The following is a 25449-nucleotide window of genomic DNA, read 5'->3' on the forward strand; positions in this document are numbered from 1 at the left end:
CCGCGACGAGCGCGCATCGCAACCCTCGCGCAGGCGAACTCCTGGTGGGTCGCCTGCGCCTCTTTTTACGCTGAACCTTCCCCCAATTCCTTCGGACCCGCCTGTATGGACCACCCCTTCCTGCGCTGGATGGACCGGCTCTACCTGTCCACCATCTGGGCGGCCGGCACCGCCATCTTCTTCATGTCGCTGATCATTCCCTGGGGCGTGTTCAGCCGCTACGTACTGGGCACGGGATCGCAATGGCCCGAGCCCATCGCCATCCTGCTGATGATGGTGTTCACCTTCATCGGCGCCGCCGCGGCCTACCGCGCCGGCGGGCACATCGCCGTCAACATGCTCACCGAGAAGCTGCCCGCGCAGCTGCAGCGCGCCCTGGGGGGGGTGGTGGACCTGCTCATGCTGGTCATCTGCGGCTTTGTGGCCTGGTATGGCACCAACCTGTGCATCGAAACCTGGGGCCAGGGCATTGCCGAGCTGCCATGGCTGCCCGTGGGCGCCACCTATGCGTCGCTGCCCATCGGCGCGGCCGTCACCTTGCTGTTCGTGCTGGAGAAGATGGCCTTCGGCCCGCAGACCCACCGGCGCATCGTGCGTTTTGAAGAACTGACCGAAGAAGGCGCCTGACCATGGACACCCTCGTACTGCTGGGCACGTTCTTCGTGCTGATGATGATCGGCGTGCCGATTGCCTATTCGCTGGGCCTGGCGGCGCTGGCGGGCGCGCTGTGGATCGAGCTGCCACTGGACGCGGTGATGATCCAGGTGGCCTCGGGCGTCAACAAGTTCTCGCTGCTGGCGATTCCCTTCTTTGTGCTGGCCGGGGCCATCATGGCCGAAGGCGGCATGGCGCGGCGCCTGGTGGCGTTTGCGGGCGTGCTGGTGGGCTTCATCCGTGGCGGGCTGTCGCTGGTCAACATCCTGGCGTCCACCTTCTTCGGCGCCATCTCGGGCTCCTCGGTGGCCGACACGGCTTCCATTGGCTCGGTGCTGATTCCGCAAATGGAAAAGCAGGGCTACCCACGCCCCTTTGCCACGGCCGTCACCGTGAGCGGCTCGGTGCAGGCCATCCTGATCCCGCCCAGCCACAACGCGGTGCTGTACTCGCTGGCGGCGGGTGGTTCGGTGTCGATCGCGGCGCTGTTCATGGCCGGCGTGCTGCCGGGGCTGTTGCTCGGTCTCACGTTGGCGGGCCTGTGCCTGTTCACGGCGCAGAAGAACGGCTACCCCAAGGGCGAGGTGATTCCGCTCAAGCAGGCGCTCAAGATCTGCGCCGAAGCCATGTGGGGCCTGATGACCATGGTCATCATCCTGGGCGGCATTCTGTCGGGCGTGTTCACGGCCAACGAGTCGGCATCGATTGCCGTGGTGTGGGCGTTCTTCGTCACCATGTTCATCTACCGCGACTACCGCTGGCGCGACCTGCCCAAGCTGGTGCATCGCACGGTGAAGACGGTGACGGTGGTGATGATCCTCATCGGCTTTGCGGCGGCGTTCGGCTACCTGATGACGATGATGATGATCCCCATGAAGGTCACCATGTTCCTCACCAGCCTGTCGGACAACAAGTATGTCATCCTGGCGCTGATCAACATCATGCTGCTGCTGCTGGGCTGCCTGATGGACATGTCGCCCCTCATCCTGATCCTCACGCCCATCCTGCTGCCCGTGGTGAAGCTGCTGGGCGTGGACCCGGTGCACTTCGGCATGATCATGATGGTCAACCTGGGCATCGGCCTCATCACGCCGCCGGTGGGCACCGTGCTGTTCACCGGGGCGGCGGTGGCCAAGCTGCCGCTGGGCATCGTCTCGCGCGCCATGCTGCCGTTCTTCACCGCGCTGTTCGTGGTGCTGCTCATGATCACCTACGTGCCTGCCATCTCGCTGTGGCTGCCGCGCGCCATGGGCCTGTGATGGCGAGCCCTGTGCGATGAACGATACCCTGGCTTTTGTCTCCTGCGCCGACAGCGGCGAGTTGCATGTGCTGCACCTCGCGGGCGCCACCGGCGCGCTGCGCACCGAGCAGGTGCTGGCGCTCGGCGGCCAGCTCATGCCCATGGCGCTGAGCCCCGATGGCGCGCGCCTGTATGTGGCGCGCCGCAGCGACCCGCTGGCCGTGGTCACGCTGGCGGTGGATGCGCGTGCGGGCCGCGCCGAAGTGCTGGGCGAAGCACCGCTGCCCGCCAGCATGGCCCATGTGGCCACCGATGGCACGGGGCGCTGGCTGCTCACCGCCTCGTACGGTGCCGACCTGGTGGCCGTGCAGCCGGTGGGCGTGGATGGTGTGGTGGACGGCAGCGCGCCTGCCGCCACCCATGCCACCGGCCGCCACGCGCACTGCGCACTGCCCAGCCCCGGCAACGGCTTTGTGCTGGCGGCCTCGCTGGGGGGCGGCCAGTTGCACCGCTATCGCCTGGATGCCGCCACGGGGGCGCTGGAGCCGACCGACCCCGCCGTGTTTGCACTGCCTCCAGGCACCGGCCCGCGCCACCTGCGCTTCAACGCACGGGGCGACCGCATCTACCTGCTGGGCGAGCTGGACGCCTGCGTGCATGTGCTGGCCTGGGACGAGGCCACAGGTGGTCTGCAGCTGCTGCAGAGCCTGCCCACGCTGCCGCCGGGGTTTGCGGGCACCGCATGGGGCGCAGACCTGCACCTGAGCCCCGATGGCCGGTGGCTGTACACCAGCGAGCGCAACAGCCACACGCTGGCGGGGTTTGCTGTGGACGCGGCGACCGGCCTGCTCAGCCCCATCGGCCACTGGCCCACGCAACAGCAGCCCCGTGGCTTTGCCATCACGCCCGACGGCCGCCACGTGCTGGCGGCGGGCCAGACCAGCCACCGCGTGGGCGTGCACCGCATCGACCCCGCCAGCGGCGCACTCACGCCGGTGGCCGAACACACTGTGGGCCTCAACCCGAACTGGATCACCCTGCTGCCCTTGCACGCGGGTTCCTGAAGCGCCATGCTGGCGCGACTGCCGAGATTCAAGAAACCGAGCCCCCCGATGACACGCCCCGCCCTCACCATCCGCATGCATGCGGAAGACAACGTTGCCATCGTCGCCAACGACGGTGGCCTGCCCGCGGGCACGGTGCTGCCCGAGGGCGTGCCCGGCGCGGGCATCGCGCTGTGCGACAAGGTGCCTCAGGGCCACAAGGTCGCGCTGCAAGATATTGCCGAAGGCGAGGTGGTGCGCCGCTACAACGTGCCCATCGGCTATGCGCTCAAAGACATCCCGGCGGGCAGTTGGGTGCATGAACGCCTGCTGCAGATGCCCTCGGCCCGCGCGCTCGAAGGCCTGCCCATGGCCACCGTGAAGCCGCCGGTGCTGGAACCCCTCACGGGCTACACCTTCGAGGGCTACCGCAACGCCGATGGCTCAGTGGGCACACGCAACATCCTGGCCATCACTACCACCGTGCAGTGTGTGGCGGGCGTGGTGGCCAACGCGGTGCGCCGCATCAAGGCCGAGCTGCTGCCCTTGTTTCCGCACGTCGATGACGTGATCGGCCTCGAACACACCTATGGCTGCGGCGTAGCCATCGACGCGCCCGATGCCGCCATCCCCATTCGCACGCTCAAGCACATCAGCCTGAACCCCAACTTCGGCGGCGAGATCATGGTGGTGAGCCTGGGCTGCGAAAAGCTGCAGCCCGACCGCCTGCTGCCCCCGGGCAGCTTTCCCATCACCGACGAGCGCGACGCAGCGCTCGGCCCCGAGACCGTGTGCCTGCAGGCGGATCACCACGTGGGCTTCATGTCCATGCTGGACGACATCGTGCAGAGCGCGAGGCCGCATCTGGAACGCCTGAACGCGCGCCGCCGCGAGACCATCCCGGCCAGCGAGCTGGTGCTGGGCGTGCAGTGCGGGGGCAGCGATGCGTTTTCGGGCGTCACCGCCAACCCGGCCGTGGGTTTTTGCGCCGACCTGCTGGTGCGCGCCGGTGCCACCGTGATGTTCAGCGAGAACACCGAGGTGCGCGACGCCGTCGAGCAGCTCACCAGCCGCGCCGCTACGCCCGAAGTGGCAGACGCCATCGTTCGCGAACTGGGCTGGTACGACCGCTACCTGGACCGGGGCCGCGTGGACCGCGCGGCCAACACCACGCCGGGCAACAAGGCGGGCGGGCTGTCCAACATTGCCGAAAAGGCCATGGGCTCCATCATCAAAAGCGGCACCGCGCCCATTGCGCACGTGCTGGCGCCGGGCGAAAAACTGCGCCGCGACCAGCGCGGCCTGGTGTATGCCGCCACGCCCGCCAGCGACTTCATCTGCGGCACGCTGCAGCTGGCCGCAGGCATGAACCTGCACGTGTTCACCACCGGCCGCGGCACGCCCTATGGCCTGGCCGAATGCCCCGTGGTGAAGGTGGCCACGCGCAGCGACCTGGCACGCCGCTGGCACGACCTGATGGACATCAACGCGGGCAAGATCGCCGACGGCGAAGCCACCATCGAAGACCTGGGCTGGGAGATGTTCCATCTGCTGCTCGACGTGGCCAGCGGCCGCAAGAAGACCTGGGCCGAGCAGTGGAAGCTGCACAACGCGCTGGTGCTGTTCAACCCGGCGCCAGTGACTTGACGGGGGCATGCGCCGGTCCCAGTAACCGTTCGGGCTGAGCTTGTCGAAGCCTTGCGCGGCACTTCGACAGGATCAGCGTGAACGGTTCCAGATTTTCTGAGTGCAGATCGCCAGAAAGCGGCCTGCCCACATCCCACTTGAACAGCCCGTCATCGCACGGGCTGTTTCGCTATAGAGAAGAACTCGCATGGGTCACTCCCGATTTTCCGACCGCAAGGCCGTGGTGGCGCTCGCGCTGCTGTGCTGCCTGCTCTGGGGCAGCTCGTACCCGGCCATCAAGACCGGCTACGCCTGGTTCGGCATCGCCCGCAGCGACATCCCCTCGCAGCTGGTGTTCGCGGGCTGGCGGTTTCTGGCCGCCGGGCTCATCCTGCTGGCCTGGGCGCTGAGCCAGCGCAAGGCCATCGTGAACCTGGGCGCGGGCAGCGCGCGCCAGCTGGTGGTGCTGGGCCTGGCGCAGACCACGCTGCAGTACGTATTCTTCTATGTGGGCCTGGCCCAAACCACGGGCGTCAAGGGCTCCATCATGAACGCCACCGGCACCTTCTTCAGCGTGTTGCTGGCGCACTGGGTCTACCACAACGACCGGCTCAGCCACGCCAAGCTCTGGGGCTGCGTGGTGGGCTTTGCGGGCGTGATGGTGGTCAACCTCGGGCGCGGCGCGCTGGACCTGGACTTCACCCTGCTGGGCGAAGGCTTTGTGGTGATCGCCGCCTTTGTGCTGGCAGGCGCCAGCATCTACGGCAAGCAGGTGTCGCAGCGCATGGATTCGGTGGTGATGACCGGCTGGCAGTTGGCCCTGGGCGGGGTGGCGCTGCTGGTCATCGGCTGGGGAACGGGCGGTGCGCTGTCTGGCTTTACCTGGGCCTCGACCACGCTGCTGGTGTATCTGGCGCTGCTGTCCTCGGCCGCGTTTTCGCTGTGGAGCATCTTGCTCAAGCACAACCGCGTGAGCCAGGTCACGGTGTTCAACTTCACGGTGCCCATCTTCGGCGCGGCGCTGTCGGCGCTGTTCCTGGGCGAGGCGCTGTGGGAGTGGAAGAACCTGCTGGCCCTGGTGCTGGTGTGCGGCGGCATCGGGCTGGTCACGCGCGATGGAGCCCGCGCAGCCAAATAGACTCTGCGGCATGGCACACACCCTCCTTCGCGAAGCATTCCAGCGCAACCTGCACGGCCAGCGCACCGACCTTTTCACCTTGAACGGTGCTGGCGGCCTGCAGGTGGCCGTCAGCAATTACGGCGCCCGCCTGGTGCAGGTGGCGGTGCCCGACGGGCAGGGCGGCCGCGTGGACGTGGCGCTGGGCTACGACAGCCTGCAGGGCTACCTGGACGGGCAGCTTTCGATGGGCGCCTTCATCGGCCGCTGGGCCGGGCGGCTGCGCCAGGGGCGGCTGGCCGTGCCCGGCGGGCAGCCCCTGCAGTTGCCCACCAACAGCGGCCCGCACCACCACCACGGCGGTCCGCGCGGCAGCCGGTTTCAGGTGTTCGATGTGGAGGCCGCGGGGCCCGACACCCTGGTGCTGGGCCACACCTTTCGCACCGAAGACGACGGCCTGCCCGGCACCGTGCGCCTGCAACTGGCCCTGCACGCCGCCCACGACAACGCCCTGCACATGGCCTGGACCGCCGAGGTGGCGGACGCCCCCACGGTGTTCAACCCCACCGGCCACGCCTTCTTCAACCTGGCGGGCGCGGGCAGCACGCACGGCCACACCCTGCAGGTGCCCGCCAGCCACTACGTGCCGCTGGAGGCGGATGTGTGCCCCAGCGGCGCACTGGCGCTGGTACAGGGCGCACCCTTCGATTTCCGCGCGCCGCGCCGCGTGGGCGACGCCGCCGGGCAGCCGCATGAACAGCTGGCACGCGCTGGCGGGCTGGACCACTATCTGGTGCTGGATGGGAACGCCCCGGATTCCAGCCCGGCGTTGCAGGCGCCGGCTTCGGCCATCACACCCCCCGGCCTGCGCATGACCGCCTTGCTGGCCGAGCCGGACAGCGGCCGGGCCATGGAGGTGTGGAGCACCGCCCCCGGCGTGCAGGTGTACGCGGGCCACGGGCTGAAGGCCGACCCGCAGCGCGACCTGGGGCGCCCCGCCTGCGGTGCGGCTGAAGGCGATGGCTGGCTGTGGCACCCCGGCGACGGCATCTGCCTGGAGCCCATGGAGTACCCGGACGCGCCCAACCACCCGGCGTTCCCCTGCCGCTGGTGGCAGCCCGGCGAGGTGGTGCGCGGGGCCATCGTGTACCGCTTTACCTGAGCGCCACCCGCCAGTTCAAAAAAAGTAGGTATTTTGGCCTTCAGCGCTTATCCAGTAAGCGCTGGCAGCTATTGATTTGATAGTTGGCTGTGGTCGGTGGCACCTGCTTCGATGCGCAGGTGCGCCTGCACCACCTCCGCCAGCCAGTCCATCACCACCCGCACCCGCTGCGACAGGTGGCGCCTGTGGGCGTACAACAGCGTCACCGGCATGGGCGGGGCGGGGTGGTGGGGCAGCACCTCCACCAGCAGGCCGCGGTCGATCAGTTCGCGCACGCCCAGCAGGGGCGCCTGGATCAGACCCAGCCCGGCGGCGCAAGCGCCCAGGTAGGCCTCGGCGCTGTTCACCGTGACGCGGCCCGGCATGGCGGTAAAGCGGGTTTCGCCATCTTCAGACAGCGTCTCAAACCCGGCCGAGCGTGTGCCCAGCGTGCTCACGTAGTGCACCAGCTCGTGCTGCGCCAGGTCGGCCAGCGTGTGGGGCGTGCCCTTGCGCGCCAGGTAGGCGGGGCTGGCACAGGTGGCCACGCGCACATGACCCAGGGGGCGGGCGACCAGGCCCGCATCGGCCACGGGGCCCACACGCACCACGCAGTCAAAACCCTCGCGCACCAGATCCACGCGGCGGTCGGTGCTGCTCAGCTCCACCTCCAGCAGCGGGTGGCGGTTCAGCAGCTCGGGCAGACGGGGCAGCACCAGCTGGCGCGCAATGCCGGTGGACATGTCGATGCGCACCCGCCCCCGCAGGGCGGCGCCCCCGGGCTGCTGGAACAAGGCCTGCAACTCTTCCACATCGTCCAGCAGGTCCTTGCAGCGCTCGTAGTACGCCTGGCCGTCCTGCGTGAGCTGCACGCGCCGGGTGGTGCGGTGCAGAAGGCGGGTGCCCAGCTGCGCCTCCAGCTGCTGCACCGCGAGCGACGCCGAGGCCTTGGGGATGCCCAGCACCTGCGCGGCCTGGGTGAAGCTGGCCAGCTCTGCCACGCGCGCAAAGGTCTGCATTCGGTCGAGGAGGGGATTCATTGGTTTGTCATTTTGGACAATGAATCTGATTTTTGTTGATTTATCTATTGCAATGCAATCAATAAAGTGCATGTCCATCCACCAACTCTGCTGACAAGGACCTGCAATGACTGCTTCCGTGACCTCCGCACCCACTTCTTCTGCTGCTTCTTCGGTACCCATCGTTCTCATCACCGGCGGCAGCCGGGGCCTGGGCCGCAGCGCCGCGCTGGCCGCCGCGCGCAGCGGCATCGACGTGGTGCTGACCTACCGCCAACAGGCCGCCGAGGCGCAGGCCGTGGTGGCTGAGATCGAATCCCTCGGCCGCCGCGCCGTGGCCCTGGCGCTGGATGTGGGCGACGTCGGCAGCTTCGCCACGTTTTCCGGCCAGCTTTTGCACGCCTTGAAGAGCACCTGGCAGCGCGATCGGTTTGACTTCCTCGTCAACAACGCCGGCATGGGCGTGCACGCCCCGTTTGCCGAGACCACCGAGGCGCAGTTCGATGCGCTGGTCAACGTGCACCTTAAGGGCGTGTTCTTCCTCACCCAGACGCTGCTGCCGCTGATGAACGATGGCGGGCGCATTCTCAACCTGTCGTCGGGTCTGGCACGCTTTGCCCTGCCGGGCTACGCCGCCTATGCGGCCATGAAGGGCGCCATCGAGGTGCTGAGCCGCTACCTGGCCAAGGAACTCGGCCCGCGCGGCATCACGGTCAACGTGGTGGCCCCCGGCGCCATCGAGACCGACTTTGGCGGCGGCGCCGTGCGCGACAACGCACAGCTCAACGCCTTCGTAGCCAGCCAGACGGCTCTGGGCCGCGTGGGCCTTCCCGAGGACATCGGCCCGCTGGTGGCCGCGCTGCTGCAACCCGCCACGCGCTGGGTGAATGCGCAGCGCATCGAGGCGTCTGGCGGAATGTTTGTGTGATGCTGGGGCGGTGCTTTCTCCGAGCCCGTTGGGCGGGGCATTGCAGCGATGCAGCGCTCTCAGAGCGGGGGGCAGATTGCAGAGCGGGCAGTAAGCAGCCAGTTGCCAACTACCAGCTGCACGGCAGCTCAGCGCCACAGGGCGCCGATGCTGCGGATGCCGATACCGCTGCGAGTTAGCGCCTCACGTTGCGCTGTGGCCGGGGGCGCACGCCGGGGCTGATGCTCAGCTCCACCATGCGGTCGCCCCGCTGCACCTGGAACTCCGAGGCTGTGCCGGGCTTGAGGGCGGCCACGGCCGTGAGCAGTTCCGACACGTTCCCCACGTTCTTGCCGTCCACGCGCACGATGACGTCGCCAGGGCGCATGCCAGCCTGGGCGGCGGGGCCGTCCTGCAGCACGCCGGTGATGATCACGCCCTCCGTGGCTTTCTTGACGCCGAAGGTCTCGGCAAGCTCGGGCGAGAGCTCGTTGGGTTCCACCCCGATCCATCCGCGCGTGACCTGGCCGTCCTTCACGATGCCGTCCAGCACCAGGCGCGCGGTGGACACGGGAATGGCAAAGCCGATGCCCATGCTGCCGCCCGAGCGCGAATAGATCGCGGTGTTGATGCCCATGAGGTTGCCGTTCACGTCCACCAGTGCGCCGCCCGAATTGCCGGGGTTGATGGCGGCGTCGGTCTGGATGAAGTTCTCGAAGGTGTTGATGCCCAGCTGTGTGCGGCCCAGCGCACTCACGATGCCGCTGGTCACGGTCTGGCCCACGCCAAACGGGTTGCCGATGGCCAGCACCTGGTCGCCCACGGCGAGCTGGTCCGAGTTGCCCAGCACGATCACGGGCAGCTTGTCGAGGTTGATCTTGAGGATGGCCAGATCGGTGTCGGGGTCTGTGCCAATGACGGAGGCGCGCGTGCGGCGGCTGTCGGTGAGCGTCACCTCGATCTCGTCGGCGCCTTCCACCACGTGGTTGTTGGTCAGGATGTAGCCGTCGGGGCTCACGATCACGCCGCTGCCCAGCCCGGCCTGTGCCTGCGAGCCCTGGTCGCCAAAGAAGAACTGGAACCACGGATCGTTGCTGCGCGGATGCCGCACCGCCTTGCTGGTGTTGATGCTGACCACGGCGGGTGCGGCCTTGCGCGCCGCGCCGCTGAAGCTGCCGGTGGCCGGCTGCGTCACGGGCGCGGCGGGCGCCTCGATCAGCGCGATGCCGGCCCCCGAGCGCGTGGCCCCGCGCCCTAGCCACTGCGGCTGCAGCGTGGCAACGACAAAATAGGCGGCAACCAGCACCGTCACGGCCTGGGAAAAGAGGAGCCAAATTCGCTTCATGGTGTGTTGTTGCGGTGATGCACTCAAGAGAATGTCGCTGTCTGCCCGGCCGGCCGTCAACGCGGGCGAAGAGCCAGGCAGCGGGCAGCAGGTCTGCGGCACGGGCGCCGGCGCCAGCAAGGGCCATTGTCGCCGAACCGTCCCGCCTTTTCGCAACCGTCGGGCGGCCAGGCGGCAAGGCCGGGTGGCGCGGTCGGGTGGCGTGCAGGGCTGTGCCATACACAATAGCGCCATGAGCACTACACGCACCGAACTTGTGCAGGCGTTCGACAGCCTGCTGCAACCCGACCGCTTCAAGGACTACGGCCCCAACGGCCTGCAGGTGGAAGGCAAGGCGCGCATCGGGCGCATCGTGAGCGGCGTGACGGCCAATCGGGCGCTGATCGACGCCGCGATTGCGGCGCGGGCGGACGCCATCTTTGTGCACCACGGGCTGTTCTGGCGCGGCCAGGACGGGCGCATCACCGGCTGGATGAAGCAGCGGCTTCAGCGCCTGCTGGCGCACGACATCAACCTGCTGGCCTACCACCTTCCGCTGGACGCGCACCCCCAGCTTGGCAACAACGCCCAGCTGGGCCGCGTGCTGGGGCTGGCGGCCGATGCGCGCTTCGGCGAGCAGGACCTGGGCTTTGCGGCGCCGGCCGCGTTCGACAGCGGACAGGCCCTGGCAGACCATGTGGCGCAGACGCTGGGCCGCCCGGTGACGCTGGTCGAGGGCGGCGCGCAGCCCCTGCGGCGCGTGGCCTGGTGCACGGGCGGCGCGCAGGGATATTTCGAGTCTGCCGTGGCAGCGGGTGCCGATGCCTTCATCACCGGCGAAATCTCCGAACCCCAGGCCCACCTCGCACGCGAGATGGGCGTGAGCTTCATCGCCGCCGGCCACCACGCCACCGAGCGCTATGGCGCCCCGGCCACCGCCGCCCATGTGGCGGCCGCGCTGGGGCTGGAGCACGAGTTCATCGAGATCGACAATCCGGCGTAGTGCGGTGCGGTGTGACGCAAAGGAAAGCGACGATGCGCGGCCGGGGCAGGGCGCACGTCGGTGCGCGGGGGTCTGGAATCCTGGAACTACGTTTTTTATAGCAATAAACGCTTTACCAATAAGCGCTGAAGCCTGTTTTTATTCAAATCTCTGTTTGCCATGACCCGCGCCGCATCCCTCACCACCGCTCTCCCCATGGCCATCACGCAGGGCGATCCGGCGGGCATCGGCCCGGAGATCATCGTCCAGGCGTTTCGCGATGCCCCTGCCGACCTGGCCGGGGCCTTTGTGGTGGGCGATGTGGCCACCCTGCGCCGCGCCGCGCAAGCCGTAGTGCGACCCGGTGCCCCTGCGGTGCCCGTCGCGCAGATCGATGCCCCTGCCGACGCGCTGCGCGTGCCGCCACGCTGCGTGCCGGTGCTGCAGCTGCCCGGCATCCCCGGCCCGCAGCCGTGGGGCCGCGTCAGTGCCGAAGCAGGCCGCGCGGCGGCCGACTGCGTGGCGTGGGCTGCGCGCGCCGCGCTGCGGGGCGAGATCTCGGCCATGGTGACGGCACCGCTGCACAAGGAGGCGCTGGCCGCAGCGGGCGTGGCGTTTCCGGGGCACACCGAGCTGCTGCAGGCGGAGGCGGCGGCGCACCAGGGGCTTGCGGTGGATGCCGTGCCGGTGCGCATGATGCTGGCGAGCGACGAGCTGCGCACCGTCCTGGTCAGCATCCACGTTGCATTGCGCGACGCCATTGATGCCGTCACACGGGGCAATGTGCTGCAGACCGTGGAGATTGCGCATGCGGCGCTGCTGCGCAGCCTGGGCCGGCCGCCGCGCATTGCCGTGGCCGGCCTCAACCCCCACGCCGGCGAGGGCGGTTTGTTTGGCCGTGAGGAGGCAACCCACATTGCCCCCGCCGTTGCGGCGGCACGCGCACTGGGCATGGACGTGCACGGCCCCATGGCGCCCGATACGGTGTTCATGCGCGCCCGCCACGCGCCCGGGCACCCGGGCGAGTTCGACGTGGTCATCGCGATGTACCACGACCAGGGGCTGATCCCTGTGAAGTACCTGGGGGTGGACAAGGGCGTGAACGTGACCCTGGGCCTGCCGCTGGTGCGCACGAGCCCCGACCACGGCACGGCGTTTGACATCGCTGGCCGGGGCGAGGCCGACGCGTCCAGCCTCATCGAGGCGGTACGGGTGGCGAGGCAGCTGTCGGCCTGACCCCGGAGGGTCAGGACGGCTGCTTCTTCAGGCTGTCGCGGATCTCGCGCAGCAGCACGATGTCTTCCGGTGTGGGGGCCGGGGCCGCAGGGGGCGCGGCCGGGGCTTCGCGCTTGAGGCGGTTGATCTGCTTGATCATGATGAAAATGATGAAGGCCAGAATTGCAAAATTCACGGCCACCGTCAGGAAGTTGCCATAGGCCAGCACCGGCACGCCCGCCTTTTTCAGCGCATCGAGCGTCATGGCCGTGCCCGGCGGCACGGTGCCCAGCACCACAAACAGGTTGGAGAAATCCAGCTTGCCAAACACCAGGCCGACCACCGGCATGATGAGGTCCGACACCACGGAGTCGACGATCTTGCCGAAAGCCCCTCCGATGATGACCCCCACCGCCAGGTCAATCACATTGCCCTTGACCGCAAATTCCCTGAACTCCTGCAGCATTCCCATGGTGACTCCCTCTGCTTGAACGTTGACGCCGCAGTATGGCGCACGGCGGGGGCCACTGGTGCAAACCGGGGTCTGTCAAGGCGGGCAGCGCATTGAAATAACCATTTTCACTCCGCTACAATTCGCGGTTGACCCCAACAATAGCGATGTTTACCGAGGATCCCCATGAGTGACACACCAGTCGACACCAGTAAAAGGACGTGGCTGATTGCGTCCGGATGTGCCGGTGCCGTTGGCGGAGTGGCCGTAGCAGTGCCTTTCGTCAGTAGTTTCCAGCCTTCGGAAAAAGCCAGAGCAGCTGGCGCCGCAGTGGAGGTGGACATCTCCACGCTGCAGCCCGGCGAAAAGCTGACTGTCGAATGGCGTGGCAAACCCGTCTGGATCCTCAAGCGCACCCCCCAGCAGCTCGAATCGCTGGCGCAGACCGAGCCCCAGCTGGCCGACCCCAAGTCGGACCGCAACACGTACCCCACTCCCGAGTACGCCAAGAACCAGCACCGCTCCATCAAGCCCGAAGTGTTCGTGGGCGTGGGCATCTGCACGCACCTGGGCTGCTCGCCCGGCGACAAATTCCAGACCGGTCCGCAGCCCTCGCTGCCCGACGACTGGCAAGGTGGCTTCCTCTGTGCCTGCCACGGCTCCACGTTCGACGTGGCGGGCCGGGTCTTCAAGAACAAGCCCGCGCCTGACAACCTGGAAGTGCCGCCGCACATGTACCTGTCCGACAACGTGCTGCTGATCGGCGAAGACAAGAAGGCCTGAGGTAAATCGACATGGCTGAATTCAAGGAAATCTCCCCCAACGCGTCGGCTGGCGCCAAGGTCACGAACTGGTTCGAGAACCGCTTCCCGACCGCGTTCGATGCGTACAAGGTCCACATGTCGGAGTACTACGCTCCGAAGAACTTCAACTTCTGGTACATCTTCGGCTCGCTGGCCCTGGTAGTGCTCGTGATCCAGATCGTGACCGGCATCTTCCTGGTCATGCACTACAAGCCCGACGCCAACCTGGCGTTCGCATCGGTCGAGTACATCATGCGCGATGTGCCCTGGGGCTGGCTGATCCGCTACATGCACTCCACGGGCGCCTCGGCGTTCTTTGTGGTGGTGTATCTGCACATGTTCCGCGGCCTCATCTACGGCAGCTACCGCAAGCCGCGCGAGCTGGTGTGGATTTTCGGTTGCGCCATCTTCCTGTGCCTGATGGCCGAAGCCTTCATGGGCTACCTGCTGCCCTGGGGCCAGATGTCCTACTGGGGCGCCCAGGTGATCGTGAACCTGTTTGCCGCCATTCCCTTCATCGGCCCTGACCTGGCCCTGCTGATCCGTGGCGACTTCGTGGTGGGCGATGCCACCCTGAACCGCTTCTTCAGCTTCCACGTGATCGCCGTGCCGCTGGTCCTGCTGGGCCTGGTGGTGGCTCACCTGCTGGCGCTGCACGACGTGGGTTCCAACAACCCCGACGGCGTGGAAATCAAGGGCCCCAAGGCGCCCAAGGACGCCAACGGCAAGCCGCTCGATGGCGTGCCCTTCCACCCGTACTACACGGTGCACGACATCTTCGCCCTGAGCATGTTCCTGATGGCGTTCACGGCCGTGGTGTTCTTCGCGCCTGAGTTCGGCGGCTACTTCCTCGAGTACAACAACTTCATCCCGGCCGATCCGCTGGTCACGCCGCTGCACATTGCGCCGGTGTGGTACTTCACGCCGTTCTATTCCATGCTGCGTGCCATCACCAGCGAGATGATGTATGCGCTGATCCTGTGCGTGTTGGCGGGTGCTGCCTTTGGTGTCTTCAAGGCCAAGCTGCCCAGCTTCGTCAAGGTGGGCATTGTGGGCGCCGCTGTGGTGGCGACCGCGCTGATGCTGGCCATTGATGCCAAGTTCTGGGGCGTGGTCGTCATGGGTGGTGCTGTGATCATCCTGTTCTTCCTGCCGTGGCTGGATTTCAGCCCCGTCAAGTCCATCCGTTACCGCCCTGACTGGCACAAGTACCTGTACGGCGTGTTCGTGATCAACTTCCTGGTGCTGGGCTACCTGGGTGTGCAGCCGCCGTCGCCCATCGGCGAGCGCGTGTCGCAAGTGGGAACGCTGTTCTACTTTGGCTTCTTCCTGCTGATGCCCTGGTGGAGCCGTCTTGGCGAGGCCAAGGCCGTGCCTGACCGCGTCACCTACGTTGCGCACTGAGCCCCGGAGACAACAACAATGAAGAAAATCATCCTCACGCTGGTGGCTGCGCTGGGTCTGGCAGCGGGTTCTGCCATGGCTGCGGGCGGTGGCATCCCTCTGGACCAAGCTCCGGGCAAGACCAACGACCTGGCCTCGCTGCAAAACGGCGCCAAGATCTTCGTCAACTACTGCCTGAACTGCCACTCGGCAGCCTTCATGCGGTTCAACCGCCTGAAAGACATTGGTCTCACCGACCAGCAGATCAAGGACAACCTGCTGTTCACCACCGACAAAGTGGGCGAAACGATGAAGGCTGCGATTGATCCCAAGCAGGCCAAGGCCTGGTTTGGTGCCAATCCCCCGGATCTGACCGTGATCGCGCGCTCGCGCGCGGGTGCGGGCGGCACGGGTGCCGACTACCTCTACACCTACCTGCGCACGTACTACCGGGACGACACCAAGCCCACGGGCTGGAACAATCTGGTGTTCCCCAATGTGGGCATGCCCCACGCATTGTGGGAGCTGCAGGGCGAGCGCCGCCCGGTGTTTGAAGAGCAGGAAAGCCACGGCCACAAGACCCAGGTCTTCAAGGGCTGGGAGCAGGTCAAGCCCGGCCTCATGACGCCGCTGCAGTACGACCAGGCCGTCGGCGATCTCGTCAACTACATGCAGTGGATGGCCGAGCCCGCGCAGAACACCCGCAAGCGCGTGGGTGTGTGGGTGCTGATCTTCCTGGGCCTTTTCACCGTCATTGCCTGGAGGCTCAACGCAGCCTTCTGGAAGGATGTGAAGTAAGCCGTTTCGCCACATCCGGCAAGGCACCCTTCGGGGTGCCATTGGTTTTTGCAGAGTGGGCGCTGTCACGCGTCCCACTCTTTTGATTTTTAGGAGCCTCCCACCATGATGGTGCTTTATTCGGGTACGACCTGTCCCTTCTCCCACCGCTGCCGTTTTGTCCTGTTCGAGAAAGGCATGGACTTTGAAATCCGCGATGTGGACCTGTACAACAAGCCCGAAGACATCAGCGTGATGAACCCCTATGGCCAGGTGCCGATCCTGGTCGAGCGCGATCTGATCCTGTACGAGTCGAACATCATCAACGAGTACATCGACGAGCGCTTCCCGCACCCTCAGCTGATGCCGGGCGACCCGGTGGACCGCGCCCGTGTGCGTCTGTTCCTGCTCAACTTCGAGAAGGAGCTGTTCGTGCACGTGAATGTGCTGGAGTCCCGCGCCACCAAGGGCAACGAGAAGGCGCTTGAAAAGGCACGGGCCCACATCCGCGACCGCCTCACGCAGCTGGCCCCCGTGTTCCTCAAGAACAAGTACATGCTGGGCGACAACTTCTCCATGCTGGACGTGGCGATTGCCCCGCTGCTGTGGCGCCTCGACTACTACGGCATCGACCTGTCGAAGAACGCAGCGCCGCTGCTGAAATATGCCGAGCGCATCTTCTCGCGCCCCGCGTACATCGAGGCGCTGACGCCTTCCGAAAAGGTCATGCGCAAGTAAGCCGGGCCTGCCCTGGTATCCAACCTTTCCTGCAGCTGCCCGAACGACTGTCCATGAACGTCCCGGAATCCACGTCCACACGCCCTTACCTCATCCGTGCCCTCTATGAGTGGTGCACCGACAACGGGCTGACACCCTATGTGGCGGTGCGGGTGGACGATTCCGTGCAGGTGCCGCGCGAATACGTCAAGGATGGCGAGATCGTGTTGAACATCAGCTTCGACGCCACCAGTGCCCTGCAACTGGGCAACGACTTCATCGAGTTCAAGGCGCGTTTCGGTGGCAAGCCGCGCGAGATCATCGTGCCGGTGGGCCGGGTCATTGCCATCTATGCGCGTGAAAACGGCCAGGGCATGGCGTTTCCACCGCCGGTCGACATGCTCGCGGGCGGCGATGCGCCTGCGGTGCCGGGGGCGCTCACGGGTGCCCTTGCGCCTGCAGAGCCCGCCACGCCGGGGGCGGACAGCCACCCCGGGGGGGGCGCAGCGCCGACTGCCGATGACCGGGTGGTGCAGCTGGTCAGCACCGAGGAGGGCCGCAAGGATGACGGCGGGGATCCACCCCGGCCGCCGCCTGCGGCAGGGGGCGCTCGCCCCTCGCTCAAGCGTGTGAAATAGCCCGTCCTTTCAAATTTGACGCCGGATTTTTCACATAGAATCTAGCGTTCGCCGGTTTAGCTCAGTTGGTAGAGCACCCGCCTTGTAAGCGGTAGGTCGTCAGTTCGATTCCGACAACCGGCACCATCTTCTCCTCTTTCCCCACGCATTCCCGGGTTCTGGCGCAGGCCGTCAGGTTTGAACTTTCAGGCGAATCGCGTTAACCTCCCACCCCCGGCTGCGCAAATGCGCCTGTAACGCAGGCAGCAGCTGGCGGATTTTTGCCGCTGCGGCATTGCTTCGCACCAGCAGGCACCAGTGGTCTCCGTCGATGGGGCCTGCCTGGACTGCGGGGCGCAGGGCTGCAGGAATCAGCAATTCAATGGCCTTGAGCCGATCACTCGATTCGCGTGTGAGCGCTGCGAGCCGTGCGAGCGTGGGAGATTCCTCGCTGGCCTGCTGCAGTGTGACGGCGTAGTGGCGGCGGTTCATGGTGTGGCGTCTTCGGGCGTGGAGAACAAGTAGTGCATTTGATTATCACGGACGCCCGACTGGCGCGCAGCCGCGCCATCCATCTGACGGGCACGCGCTTGGTCTTGGCCGGTTTGATGGTGTCGCTGTGCCTGATGCTTGTGGCGGCAAGTCTCTATCACTGGGTGTTTCTCAAGGGCGCGCGCGAGGGCTGGCCGGTGGTGGGCTCGCTGGTCCGGCTGGTGGTGAAGGATGAATTTGCCGAGCGCGACCGCTTCATGCGCGCAAACCTGGACGCCATGGCGCGGCGTGTGGGTGAAATGCAGGCACGCATGGTGCAGCTGGAGTCCCTTGGCGACCGCGTGCTGGGGCTTGCGGGCATGGCTCCCGCCGATGTCCAGAAAGTGGATGCGCGGGGCGGCGCGCTGGTGGGCGCACGCGACATGTCGATGGAGGAACTGCAGGCGACCCTGGACGAGCTGGAAAAGCTCACCCACCAGCGCGTCGACCTCATGACGGTGCTGGAGTCCCGCCTGTTCGATCAGCACATCCGCAAGAAGATGGTCCCCACCCACGCGCCGGTGACGGGGCGCACGGCCGGCTCGCCGTTCGGCTGGCGGGTGGACCCGATCACCGGGCAGTCTGCGCTGCATACGGGTCTGGACTTCCAGGCCGACACCGGCACGCCCATCCTCGCCGCAGCGGGCGGGGTGGTCGTCACCCAGGAATACCACCCTGCCTACGGCAACATGGTCGAAGTGGACCACGGCAACCAGCTCGTCACCCGCTACGCCCATGCTTCGCGCACGCTGGTCAAGCAGGGAGACATCGTGCGCCGCGGGCAGAAGATCGCGGAGGTGGGCACCACCGGGCGTTCCACCGGCCCGCATCTGCATTTCGAGGTGCTCGTTCAGGGCGTGTTTCAAGACCCGCAGAAGTTTCTGAACGCGGGCGGTGCACCCCAAGGCGCTCAAGGCGCACAGGTTGCTGCAGCCCAGCCTGCGGCCCCGCCCGGTCTGACGGTCGCGCCTGCAGCGCGCAGGTAAAATCGCGGGCTCGGCGTCCCTGGCCCGGGTTGCATGCCAAGCTTGCAATCCGCGCCGCAGGACCCACCTGAACTCAATTCATCTTAGGGATCCCGGTCGTCTGGCGCGCTGCTGCTGGCAGCGAGGCAGGCGGTCTTGTTTGCATGGCCACCAACTTCCTCACCAAACTATTCGGCAGCCGCAATGACCGGCTCCTCAAGCAGTACCGCAAGACGGTGTCCCGCATCAACGCGATGGAGCCGGACTTCGAGAAGCTGTCGGACGAGCAGCTCAAGGCCAAAACCCAGGAGTTCAAGGACCGCGTTGCCCAGGGCGAATCCCTCGACAACATCCTCCCCGAGGCGTTCGCGGTGGTGCGTGAAGGCTCCAAGCGCATCATGAAGATGCGCCACTTCGATGTGCAGCTGCTGGGTGGCATGGCGCTGCACTACGGCAAGATCGCGGAAATGCGCACGGGCGAGGGCAAGACGCTCACCGCCACGCTGCCGGTGTACCTCAACGCCCTGTCCGGCAAGGGCGTGCATGTCGTGACGGTGAACGACTACCTCGCAAGCCGTGACGCGCAGTGGATGGGGCGCCTGTACAACTTCCTGGGCCTCTCGGTGGGTATCAACCTGCCCAACATGCCCCGCGAGGAGAAGCAGGCGGCCTACCGTTCCGACATCACCTACGGAACCAACAACGAATACGGCTTCGACTACCTGCGCGACAACATGGTCTATGAAGCTGCAGACCGTGTGCAGCAGGGCCTGAATTACGCCATCGTGGACGAGGTGGACTCGATCCTGATCGACGAGGCGCGCACGCCGCTCATCATCAGCGGCCAGGCCGAAGACCACACCGCCATGTACATCGCCATGAACAAGGTGGTGCCGCTGCTGGTGCGCCAGGAAGGCGAGGCGGACCCCCGCACGGGCGAAGGCGTGATCAAGCCGGGCGATTTCACGGTGGACGAGAAGAGCCACCAGATCACACTCACCGAGCAGGGCCACGAGACTGCCGAGCGGGTGCTGGCCAGCCACGGGCTGATTGCCGAAGGCGCCTCGGTGTACGACCCGGCCAACATCACGCTGATGCACCACCTGTATGCGGCGCTCCGGGCCAACCACCTGTACCACCGCGACCAGCACTATGTGGTGCAGAACGGCGAGATCGTGATCGTCGACGAGTTCACCGGCCGCCTCATGTCGGGCCGCCGCTGGAGCGAAGGCCTGCACCAGGCCGTGGAGGCCAAGGAAGGCGTGAAGATCCAGGCCGAGAACCAGACGCTCGCGTCCATCACCTTCCAGAACTACTTCCGCCTGTACAGCAAGCTCGCCGGCATGACCGGCACGGCCGATACCGAAGCCTACGAATTCCAGGAAATCTACGGCCTGGAAACCGTGGTGATCCCGCCCAACCGCACCAGCCGCCGCGATGACCAGCTCGACCGCGTGTACAAGACCACGCGCGAGAAGTACGAAGCGGCCATCAAGGACATCCGCGAGTGCCACGAACGCGGCCAGCCCGTGCTGGTGGGCACCACGTCCATCGAAAACTCCGAAATCATCGACCAGTTGCTGATCAAGGAAGGCCTTCCCCATCAGGTGCTCAACGCGAAGCAGCATGCGCGCGAGGCCGACATCGTGGCCCAGGCTGGCCGCGAGGGCATGATCACCATTGCGACCAACATGGCGGGCCGGGGCACCGACATCGTGCTCGGCGGCAACATCGAGAAGGACGTGGCCGCCATCGAGGCCGACGAAACCCTGCCGGAGCACGAGCGTGCCGCCAAGGTGGAGGCTTTGCGTGAGCAGTGGAAGATCGACCACGAGAAGGTCAAGGCCCTGGGCGGCCTGCGCATCATTGCCACCGAGCGCCACGAGTCCCGCCGCATCGACAACCAGCTGCGCGGCCGCTCGGGCCGCCAGGGTGACCCGGGCTCTTCGCGCTTCTATCTGGGGCTGGACGACTCGCTGATGCGCATCTTTGCCGGCGAGCGCGTCAAGGCCATCATGGACCGCCTCAAGATGCCCGACGGCGAAGCCATCGAAGCCGGCATCGTGACCCGCAGCATCGAGTCCGCGCAGCGCAAGGTGGAAGCGCGCAACTTCGACATCCGCAAGCAATTGCTGGAATACGACGACGTGGCCAACGACCAGCGCAAGGTGATCTACCAGCAGCGCAACGACATTCTGGACGCGGCAGACCTCTCCGACGTCATCAAGGCGATGCGCGAAGACTGCATGACCGACCTCGTGCGTCAGTACGTGCCTGTGGAATCGGTCGAAGAGCAGTGGGACTTGCCCGGCCTGGAGAAGGTGCTCGCCGACGAGTGGCAGGTGTCCATCGCGCTGCAGCAGGAAGTGCAGGGCGCAAGCGCCATCACCGACGAAGAGATCCTTGAAAAGGTGCTGGAGGCGGCCAATGCAGCCTTTGATGTCAAGGTGGAGCAGGTCGGCCGCGAGAACTTCACGCAGTTCGAGCGCGTGGTGCTGCTGCAGAACTTTGACTCCAACTGGCGCGACCATCTCTCCGCGCTGGATTACCTGCGCCAGGGCATCCACCTGCGCGGCTACGCGCAAAAGCAGCCCAAGCAGGAATACAAGCGCGAGGCCTTCGAGCTGTTCCGCCAGCTGATCGACCAGGTCAAGAACGAAGTCACCAAGATCCTCATGACGGTGCAGGTGCAGTCGCAGGCACAGCTCGACCAGGCAGCCCAGGACATGGAAAGCCGCGCCGAGAGCATCTCCAACGTGACCTACAGCTCGCCCACCGTAACGGGCGAGGTGGAGACCACCGTGGATGCGCAGACCGTGGGCCAGCCCCTGCCCGACGGCGTGCGCGTGGGACGCAATGATCCTTGCCCCTGCGGCAGTGGCAAGAAGTACAAGCAGTGCCACGGCAAGTTGGCATGATTTGCTGATCCGCACGACACGGGCTTCGGCCCGTGTTTTCATTGGCGCGCCACGGTTTTTTGGATAATCGGCGGCAGTTTTCTTTGATGGATGCCTGCGCTGTGCTCTGCAGCCGCGAAGCATTTGACCCCTCCCTTCCCCGATAGAAAGGCCCAGCCCCATGCCTGTGAATCTTGTTGCCCCCGTTGCTGCTGATCTGAACCCCATCGCAGGCGTGCGCATTGGCGTTGCTGAAGCCGGTGTCCGCAAGGTCAACCGCAAGGACCTGACGGTGTTCCTGCTGGACGAAGGGGCCAGCGTGGCGGGCGTGTTCACCCAGAACCGTTTTTGCGCAGCGCCCGTGCAGATCAGCCGTGAACACCTCGCCGGCGGCCAGTCCATCCGCGCCATGGTCATCAACACCGGCAATGCCAACGCAGGCACGGGCGCAGATGGCCTGGCACGTGCACGATCCACCTGCGTGGCGCTGGCCCGCCAGCTCGGCGTGGCGCCCGAGCAGGTCCTGCCGTTTTCGACCGGCGTGATCATGGAGCCGCTGCCGAACGACCGCATCGAGGCCGGCCTGCCCGCTGCCATTGCCGATGCGCAGCCTGGCCACTGGGCGCGCGCCGCCGAAGGCATCATGACCACGGACACGCTGCCCAAGGCGTTTTCCGCCCAGGCGCAGGTGGGCGGCGCCACGGTGTCCATCACGGGCATCAGCAAAGGGGCGGGCATGATCCGCCCCAACATGGCCACCATGCTGGGCTTCCTGGCCACCGATGCCTGCGTTGCGCCCGGCGTGATGCAGCAACTGGCGCGGGAGCTGGCGGACGGCTCGTTCAACCGAGTGACCATCGACGGCGACACTTCGACCAACGATTCCTTCGTGGTGGTGGCGACCAACAAGGCGCAGCATGCGCCCATCACTGCGCTGGACAGTGCCGAGGGCCAGGCGCTCAAGGCGGCCATGCTGGCGGTGTCGCAGAAGCTGGCCCAGGCCATCGTGCGCGACGGCGAAGGTGCCACCAAGTTCATCACCGTGCGCGTGGAAGGCGGCAAGACGGGCGACGAATGCCGCAAGGTGGCCTATGCGATTGCCCACTCGCCACTGGTCAAGACCGCCTTCTTCGCCAGCGACCCGAACCTGGGCCGCATTCTGGCCGCCGTCGGCTATGCCGGCATTGACGACCTGGACCAGACCGGGATCGACCTCTATCTGGACGACGTGCACGTGGCCGTGCGAGGGGGGCGCAACCCTGCCTACCGCGAGGAAGACGGCCAGCGCGTGATGAAGCAAAGCGAGATCACCGTGCGCGTGTTGCTGGGCCGTGGCAGCGCGGCCGACACGGTCTGGACCTGCGATTTCAGCCACGAGTACGTCACCATCAACGCGGACTACCGTTCCTGATTGCTATATTGTTGATAGCTGATAGCGCTTATGCAGTAAGCGCTAAGGGTCAAAATGACTGAAAAACTTGAACGTCTGATGGAGAAGGCGGAGCAGCTCATGGCCCGCATCGAATCCATCCTGCCCCAGCCGCTCTCTGCGCCCGACTGGTCGGCCGCCATCGCCTGGCGCTACCGCAAGCGCAGCAGCGGCCACGGCACGCTGGAGCCCGTGCGCCACGTGGGTGCGCTGCAGCTCGATGACCTTAAGGAGATTGGGCCGCAGAAGGAAAAGATCGAGCGCAACACGCAGCAGTTCGTGGCGGGCAAGCCCGCCAACAATGTGCTGCTGACCGGCGCTCGGGGCACGGGCAAGTCCTCGCTCATCAAGGCCTGCCTCAACGCGTATGCACCGCAGGGCCTGCGCTTGATCGAGGTGGACAAGGCCGACCTGACGGACCTGCCCGACATCGTCGATGTGGTGTCCGTCCGCCCCGAAAAATTCATCGTCTTCTGCGACGACCTGAGCTTTGAGGACGGGGAGCCGGGCTACAAGGCGCTCAAGTCCATTTTGGACGGCTCGGTGGCGGCGGCCACGCCGAACGTGCTCATCTACGCCACCAGCAACCGCCGACATCTGCTGCCCGAGTACATGGCAGAAAACCTCACCTACACCCACACGCCCGATGGCGAGGTGCACCCGGGCGAGGTGGTGGAGGAGAAGATCTCGCTGTCGGAGCGCTTCGGCCTGTGGGTCAGCTTCTACCCGTTCAGCCAGGAGGAGTACCTGACCATCGTCGCGCAGTGGCTGTCGTCGCTGGGCGTGACGGCATCGGCCATCGAAGCGGCGCGGCCCGAGGCGCTGGTCTGGGCGCTGGAGCGCGGCTCGCGCAGCGGCCGTGTGGCCTACCAGTTTGCGCGCGACTACGCAGGGCGGCACGATGGCTGAGGCGGCAGCACCCGAGCGCACCCACACCGAGGTGGCCGTCGGCATCCTGCTGCGCGCCGACGGCGCCATGCTGCTGTCCACCCGCCCGCCGGGCAAGCCCTATGCCGGGTATTGGGAATTTCCGGGTGGCAAGCTGGAGGCCGGGGAGACCGTGGAGCAGGCGCTGCGCCGCGAACTCATCGAAGAGCTGGGTGTCACCATCGGTCCGGCCAGCGTCTGGAAGATCACCGAGCACGACTACCCCCACGCGCTGGTGCGCCTGCATTGGTGCAAGGTCTGGCAGTGGACGGGTGACTTCGAGATGCGCGAGGGCCAGTCCATGGCCTGGCAGCAGATGCCGCTCACCGTCTCGCCGGTGCTGCCCGGCGCCTATCCGGTACTGCGCTGGCTGGCGGAGGAGCAGGGCCTGGCGCCGGAGACGGTGCAGTCAGCTGTTGAACATCAAAAATGATAGCTACCAGTCATTGACAGGTAAGCGCTGAAGGTCATTTTGATGCATTGTTTGGGTGGGTGGCGCTGCCATACGGAGTGCGCAGCCCGCAGGCGCGAACCGGTGAACAGACGTGAACACGGGGGCGTTCGGCCCCCTCTTTCAGCGCGCTACTGCAGGCGCGGGTCGCCGTACTGCGCGTCGGCGGGTGGTGCGTCCGCAGGCATGCGGAAGTCCTCATTGGCCCAGGCCCCCAGGTCGGCCTGCTTGCAGCGCTGGCTGCAGAACGGCCGGTAGGCATTGCTGGTGGCATACACACTGTCGCCCCCACAGGCGGGGCAGGGGACGATGCGAGCGGCTGGCACGGCGCTGCCGTCCTCGGCCTTGCGGTGGTTGTCATCGCGTGGGCTTGATGCCATGGCAGCGTCCTTCTTCCATCCTTCTTCTCTTCTCGGCGGTCACCCGCATCAGGCGCACAGGGTGAGTTCGAAAGCAGCGTCTTCGGTGCAAGGGTGCAGGCGTGCGTCTTCGCCCATGCGCATGAGCCGCACGGACACGATCAGGCGGTTTCCGCTGATCTCCGGAATCACGCCCAGCGCAGGGTCGACACGCATGCGAAGAAGCTGGAACGTGCGGCCCTGCGGCAGGTTTTGCTGAAACTGCCCGCGCTCGGCCGCGACCTTCTGCGCCACGCCAGAGTCGCGCAGCAGCTTGAGCAGCAGATAGATCGACTCGGCCAGCGGTGCCAGGGTGGAGGCCCACTCCTGCAGCGCGCGCTGGCGCATCGCTGCGTCTCGGTGCTGCCAGTCGTAGTAGGCCGGCAGATCGAATCCGCAGGTGCCGCCGGGAATGCCCACGCGGCTGCGGATGCTCATCAGCCAGTCGTTTTCCGTCAGCGAATGGCCGGACTTGCCCGCCTGCGTGTTGAGCGCAGCAAAGCAGCGGTCAAGCTGAGCGATGACGGCGTCGAGCGCGGCCTCTGAGATGGATGGATTGCCCCGATAGGCGTCAAGCTGGTGCTTGTGCTTTTCGATGTCCTTGAGGACGTCCGCCTTCAGGTCGGCACGCGCGGCCACGTCCATGATCTCGAAGATCGTGACCAGCGCGAAATGGTGGTCCAGGGCATGCGTGCGGGGGATCAGCTCGCCGAGCCGGCGGAACAGCTGCTCAAGCCGCAGATAGGTTCTGAGACGTTCGTTGAAGGGATATTCGTAAAGGATCACGCTGGCGGGTTCCTGGGCTCAGGGCGGTTCTGACGCCGGTGGCGCACGG

Annotated in this window: 25 protein-coding genes and 1 tRNA gene; 20 read left to right on the forward strand and 6 right to left on the reverse strand. The window is 66.2% G+C overall.

All coding sequences use genetic code 11. From position 1 onward, the window contains the following. Positions 1-105 precede the first annotated feature (105 nt). The 6 genes from ACOQFS_RS15185 (at position 106) to ACOQFS_RS15210 (ending at position 6842) form a co-directional block, all read left to right on the forward strand. Entirely contained in the window at positions 106-627 is a 522-nt protein-coding gene (locus ACOQFS_RS15185) for a TRAP transporter small permease (RefSeq protein WP_421563664.1), read from the forward strand. A gap of 2 nt (positions 628-629) precedes the next feature. Then, a complete protein-coding gene (locus ACOQFS_RS15190; protein WP_421563665.1) occupies positions 630-1913 on the forward strand; it encodes a TRAP transporter large permease in 1284 nt (427 codons plus the stop codon). Positions 1914-1929: 16 nt separating this feature from the next. Further along, the gene (locus tag ACOQFS_RS15195) at positions 1930-2958 is read left to right on the forward strand and encodes a lactonase family protein (protein WP_421563666.1); all 1029 of its coding nucleotides are present in this window, start codon (positions 1930-1932) and stop codon (positions 2956-2958) included. Positions 2959-3006: 48 nt separating this feature from the next. Then, positions 3007-4584: a galactarate dehydratase gene (gene garD / locus ACOQFS_RS15200; protein ID WP_421563667.1), complete on the forward strand. Its 1578-nt coding sequence runs from the start codon at positions 3007-3009 to the stop codon at positions 4582-4584. Positions 4585-4771: 187 nt separating this feature from the next. Next, complete coding sequence (locus tag ACOQFS_RS15205) at positions 4772-5701, forward strand: DMT family transporter (protein WP_421563668.1); 930 nt, start codon at positions 4772-4774, stop codon at positions 5699-5701. Between the two features lie 10 nt (positions 5702-5711). Beyond that, positions 5712-6842: an aldose epimerase family protein gene (locus ACOQFS_RS15210; protein WP_421563669.1), complete on the forward strand. Its 1131-nt coding sequence runs from the start codon at positions 5712-5714 to the stop codon at positions 6840-6842. A gap of 68 nt (positions 6843-6910) precedes the next feature. On the opposite strand, the gene ACOQFS_RS15215 is transcribed toward ACOQFS_RS15210, so the two are convergent. Beyond that, positions 6911-7861 (reverse strand): LysR family transcriptional regulator, encoded by a 951-nt coding sequence (locus tag ACOQFS_RS15215; protein ID WP_421563670.1) that lies wholly within the window; start codon positions 7859-7861, stop codon positions 6911-6913. 106 nt (positions 7862-7967) lie between these two features. Between ACOQFS_RS15215 and ACOQFS_RS15220 the strand changes: the two genes are divergently transcribed. After that, the gene (locus ACOQFS_RS15220; protein ID WP_421563671.1) at positions 7968-8768 is read left to right on the forward strand and encodes an SDR family oxidoreductase; all 801 of its coding nucleotides are present in this window, start codon (positions 7968-7970) and stop codon (positions 8766-8768) included. Between the two features lie 175 nt (positions 8769-8943). On the opposite strand, the gene ACOQFS_RS15225 is transcribed toward ACOQFS_RS15220, so the two are convergent. Next, the gene (locus ACOQFS_RS15225; RefSeq protein WP_421563672.1) at positions 8944-10092 is read right to left on the reverse strand and encodes a trypsin-like peptidase domain-containing protein; all 1149 of its coding nucleotides are present in this window, start codon (positions 10090-10092) and stop codon (positions 8944-8946) included. Between the two features lie 232 nt (positions 10093-10324). Here ACOQFS_RS15225 and ACOQFS_RS15230 point away from each other — a divergent pair, with 232 nt between their 5' ends. Further along, the gene (locus tag ACOQFS_RS15230; RefSeq protein ID WP_421563673.1) at positions 10325-11074 is read left to right on the forward strand and encodes a Nif3-like dinuclear metal center hexameric protein; all 750 of its coding nucleotides are present in this window, start codon (positions 10325-10327) and stop codon (positions 11072-11074) included. Positions 11075-11233: 159 nt separating this feature from the next. Beyond that, the gene (gene pdxA / locus ACOQFS_RS15235; RefSeq protein ID WP_421563674.1) at positions 11234-12289 is read left to right on the forward strand and encodes a 4-hydroxythreonine-4-phosphate dehydrogenase PdxA; all 1056 of its coding nucleotides are present in this window, start codon (positions 11234-11236) and stop codon (positions 12287-12289) included. 10 nt (positions 12290-12299) lie between these two features. Here the strand turns inward: pdxA and mscL are convergent, their stop codons facing one another. Further along, positions 12300-12740: a large conductance mechanosensitive channel protein MscL gene (gene mscL, locus ACOQFS_RS15240; RefSeq protein ID WP_421563675.1), complete on the reverse strand. Its 441-nt coding sequence runs from the start codon at positions 12738-12740 to the stop codon at positions 12300-12302. 165 nt (positions 12741-12905) lie between these two features. Here mscL and petA point away from each other — a divergent pair, with 165 nt between their 5' ends. From petA to ACOQFS_RS15270, 6 genes are all read left to right on the forward strand, one after another. Next, positions 12906-13502 carry a ubiquinol-cytochrome c reductase iron-sulfur subunit gene (gene petA / locus ACOQFS_RS15245; protein WP_421563676.1) on the forward strand — a complete coding sequence of 199 codons (597 nt, stop codon included), beginning with the start codon at positions 12906-12908 and terminating at the stop codon, positions 13500-13502. A gap of 11 nt (positions 13503-13513) precedes the next feature. Continuing rightward, positions 13514-14926, forward strand: coding sequence for a cytochrome b (locus ACOQFS_RS15250; protein ID WP_421563677.1), 1413 nt, complete (start codon positions 13514-13516; stop codon positions 14924-14926). Positions 14927-14944: 18 nt separating this feature from the next. After that, complete coding sequence (locus ACOQFS_RS15255; protein ID WP_421563678.1) at positions 14945-15703, forward strand: cytochrome c1; 759 nt, start codon at positions 14945-14947, stop codon at positions 15701-15703. Positions 15704-15808: 105 nt separating this feature from the next. Next, complete coding sequence (locus ACOQFS_RS15260; protein ID WP_011811626.1) at positions 15809-16420, forward strand: glutathione S-transferase N-terminal domain-containing protein; 612 nt, start codon at positions 15809-15811, stop codon at positions 16418-16420. Between the two features lie 53 nt (positions 16421-16473). Next, positions 16474-17037: a ClpXP protease specificity-enhancing factor gene (locus tag ACOQFS_RS15265; protein ID WP_421563679.1), complete on the forward strand. Its 564-nt coding sequence runs from the start codon at positions 16474-16476 to the stop codon at positions 17035-17037. Positions 17038-17087: 50 nt separating this feature from the next. Beyond that, positions 17088-17163, forward strand: a tRNA-Thr gene (locus ACOQFS_RS15270). A 45-nt stretch (positions 17164-17208) separates the two neighbouring features. Here ACOQFS_RS15270 and ACOQFS_RS15275 read toward each other — a convergent pair. Then, positions 17209-17508, reverse strand: a complete 300-nt coding sequence (locus ACOQFS_RS15275) for a hypothetical protein (protein WP_421563680.1) — start codon at positions 17506-17508, stop codon at positions 17209-17211. A 32-nt stretch (positions 17509-17540) separates the two neighbouring features. Here ACOQFS_RS15275 and ACOQFS_RS15280 point away from each other — a divergent pair, with 32 nt between their 5' ends. The 5 genes from ACOQFS_RS15280 (at position 17541) to ACOQFS_RS15300 (ending at position 24198) form a co-directional block, all read left to right on the forward strand. Continuing rightward, complete coding sequence (locus ACOQFS_RS15280) at positions 17541-18533, forward strand: M23 family metallopeptidase (RefSeq protein ID WP_421563681.1); 993 nt, start codon at positions 17541-17543, stop codon at positions 18531-18533. A 143-nt stretch (positions 18534-18676) separates the two neighbouring features. Then, a complete protein-coding gene (gene secA, locus ACOQFS_RS15285; protein ID WP_421563682.1) occupies positions 18677-21430 on the forward strand; it encodes a preprotein translocase subunit SecA in 2754 nt (917 codons plus the stop codon). Between the two features lie 160 nt (positions 21431-21590). After that, positions 21591-22820 carry a bifunctional glutamate N-acetyltransferase/amino-acid acetyltransferase ArgJ gene (gene argJ / locus ACOQFS_RS15290; protein ID WP_421563683.1) on the forward strand — a complete coding sequence of 410 codons (1230 nt, stop codon included), beginning with the start codon at positions 21591-21593 and terminating at the stop codon, positions 22818-22820. 54 nt (positions 22821-22874) lie between these two features. Beyond that, complete coding sequence (locus tag ACOQFS_RS15295) at positions 22875-23747, forward strand: ATP-binding protein (RefSeq protein WP_421563684.1); 873 nt, start codon at positions 22875-22877, stop codon at positions 23745-23747. Continuing rightward, positions 23740-24198: an NUDIX domain-containing protein gene (locus ACOQFS_RS15300; RefSeq protein ID WP_421563685.1), complete on the forward strand. Its 459-nt coding sequence runs from the start codon at positions 23740-23742 to the stop codon at positions 24196-24198. The genes ACOQFS_RS15295 and ACOQFS_RS15300 overlap by 8 nt, the downstream gene beginning before the upstream one ends. Before the next feature lie 149 nt (positions 24199-24347). Here ACOQFS_RS15300 and ACOQFS_RS15305 read toward each other — a convergent pair whose 3' ends face one another. Beyond that, positions 24348-24596: a DNA gyrase inhibitor YacG gene (locus ACOQFS_RS15305; RefSeq protein ID WP_421563686.1), complete on the reverse strand. Its 249-nt coding sequence runs from the start codon at positions 24594-24596 to the stop codon at positions 24348-24350. A 48-nt stretch (positions 24597-24644) separates the two neighbouring features. Next, positions 24645-25400 carry a cell division protein ZapD gene (gene zapD / locus ACOQFS_RS15310; protein ID WP_421563687.1) on the reverse strand — a complete coding sequence of 252 codons (756 nt, stop codon included), beginning with the start codon at positions 25398-25400 and terminating at the stop codon, positions 24645-24647. Between the last annotated feature and the right edge of the window lie 49 nt (positions 25401-25449).

The sequence above is a fragment of the Paracidovorax sp. MALMAid1276 genome (assembly GCF_049198005.1).
Lineage (GTDB): Bacteria > Pseudomonadota > Gammaproteobacteria > Burkholderiales > Burkholderiaceae_C > Acidovorax.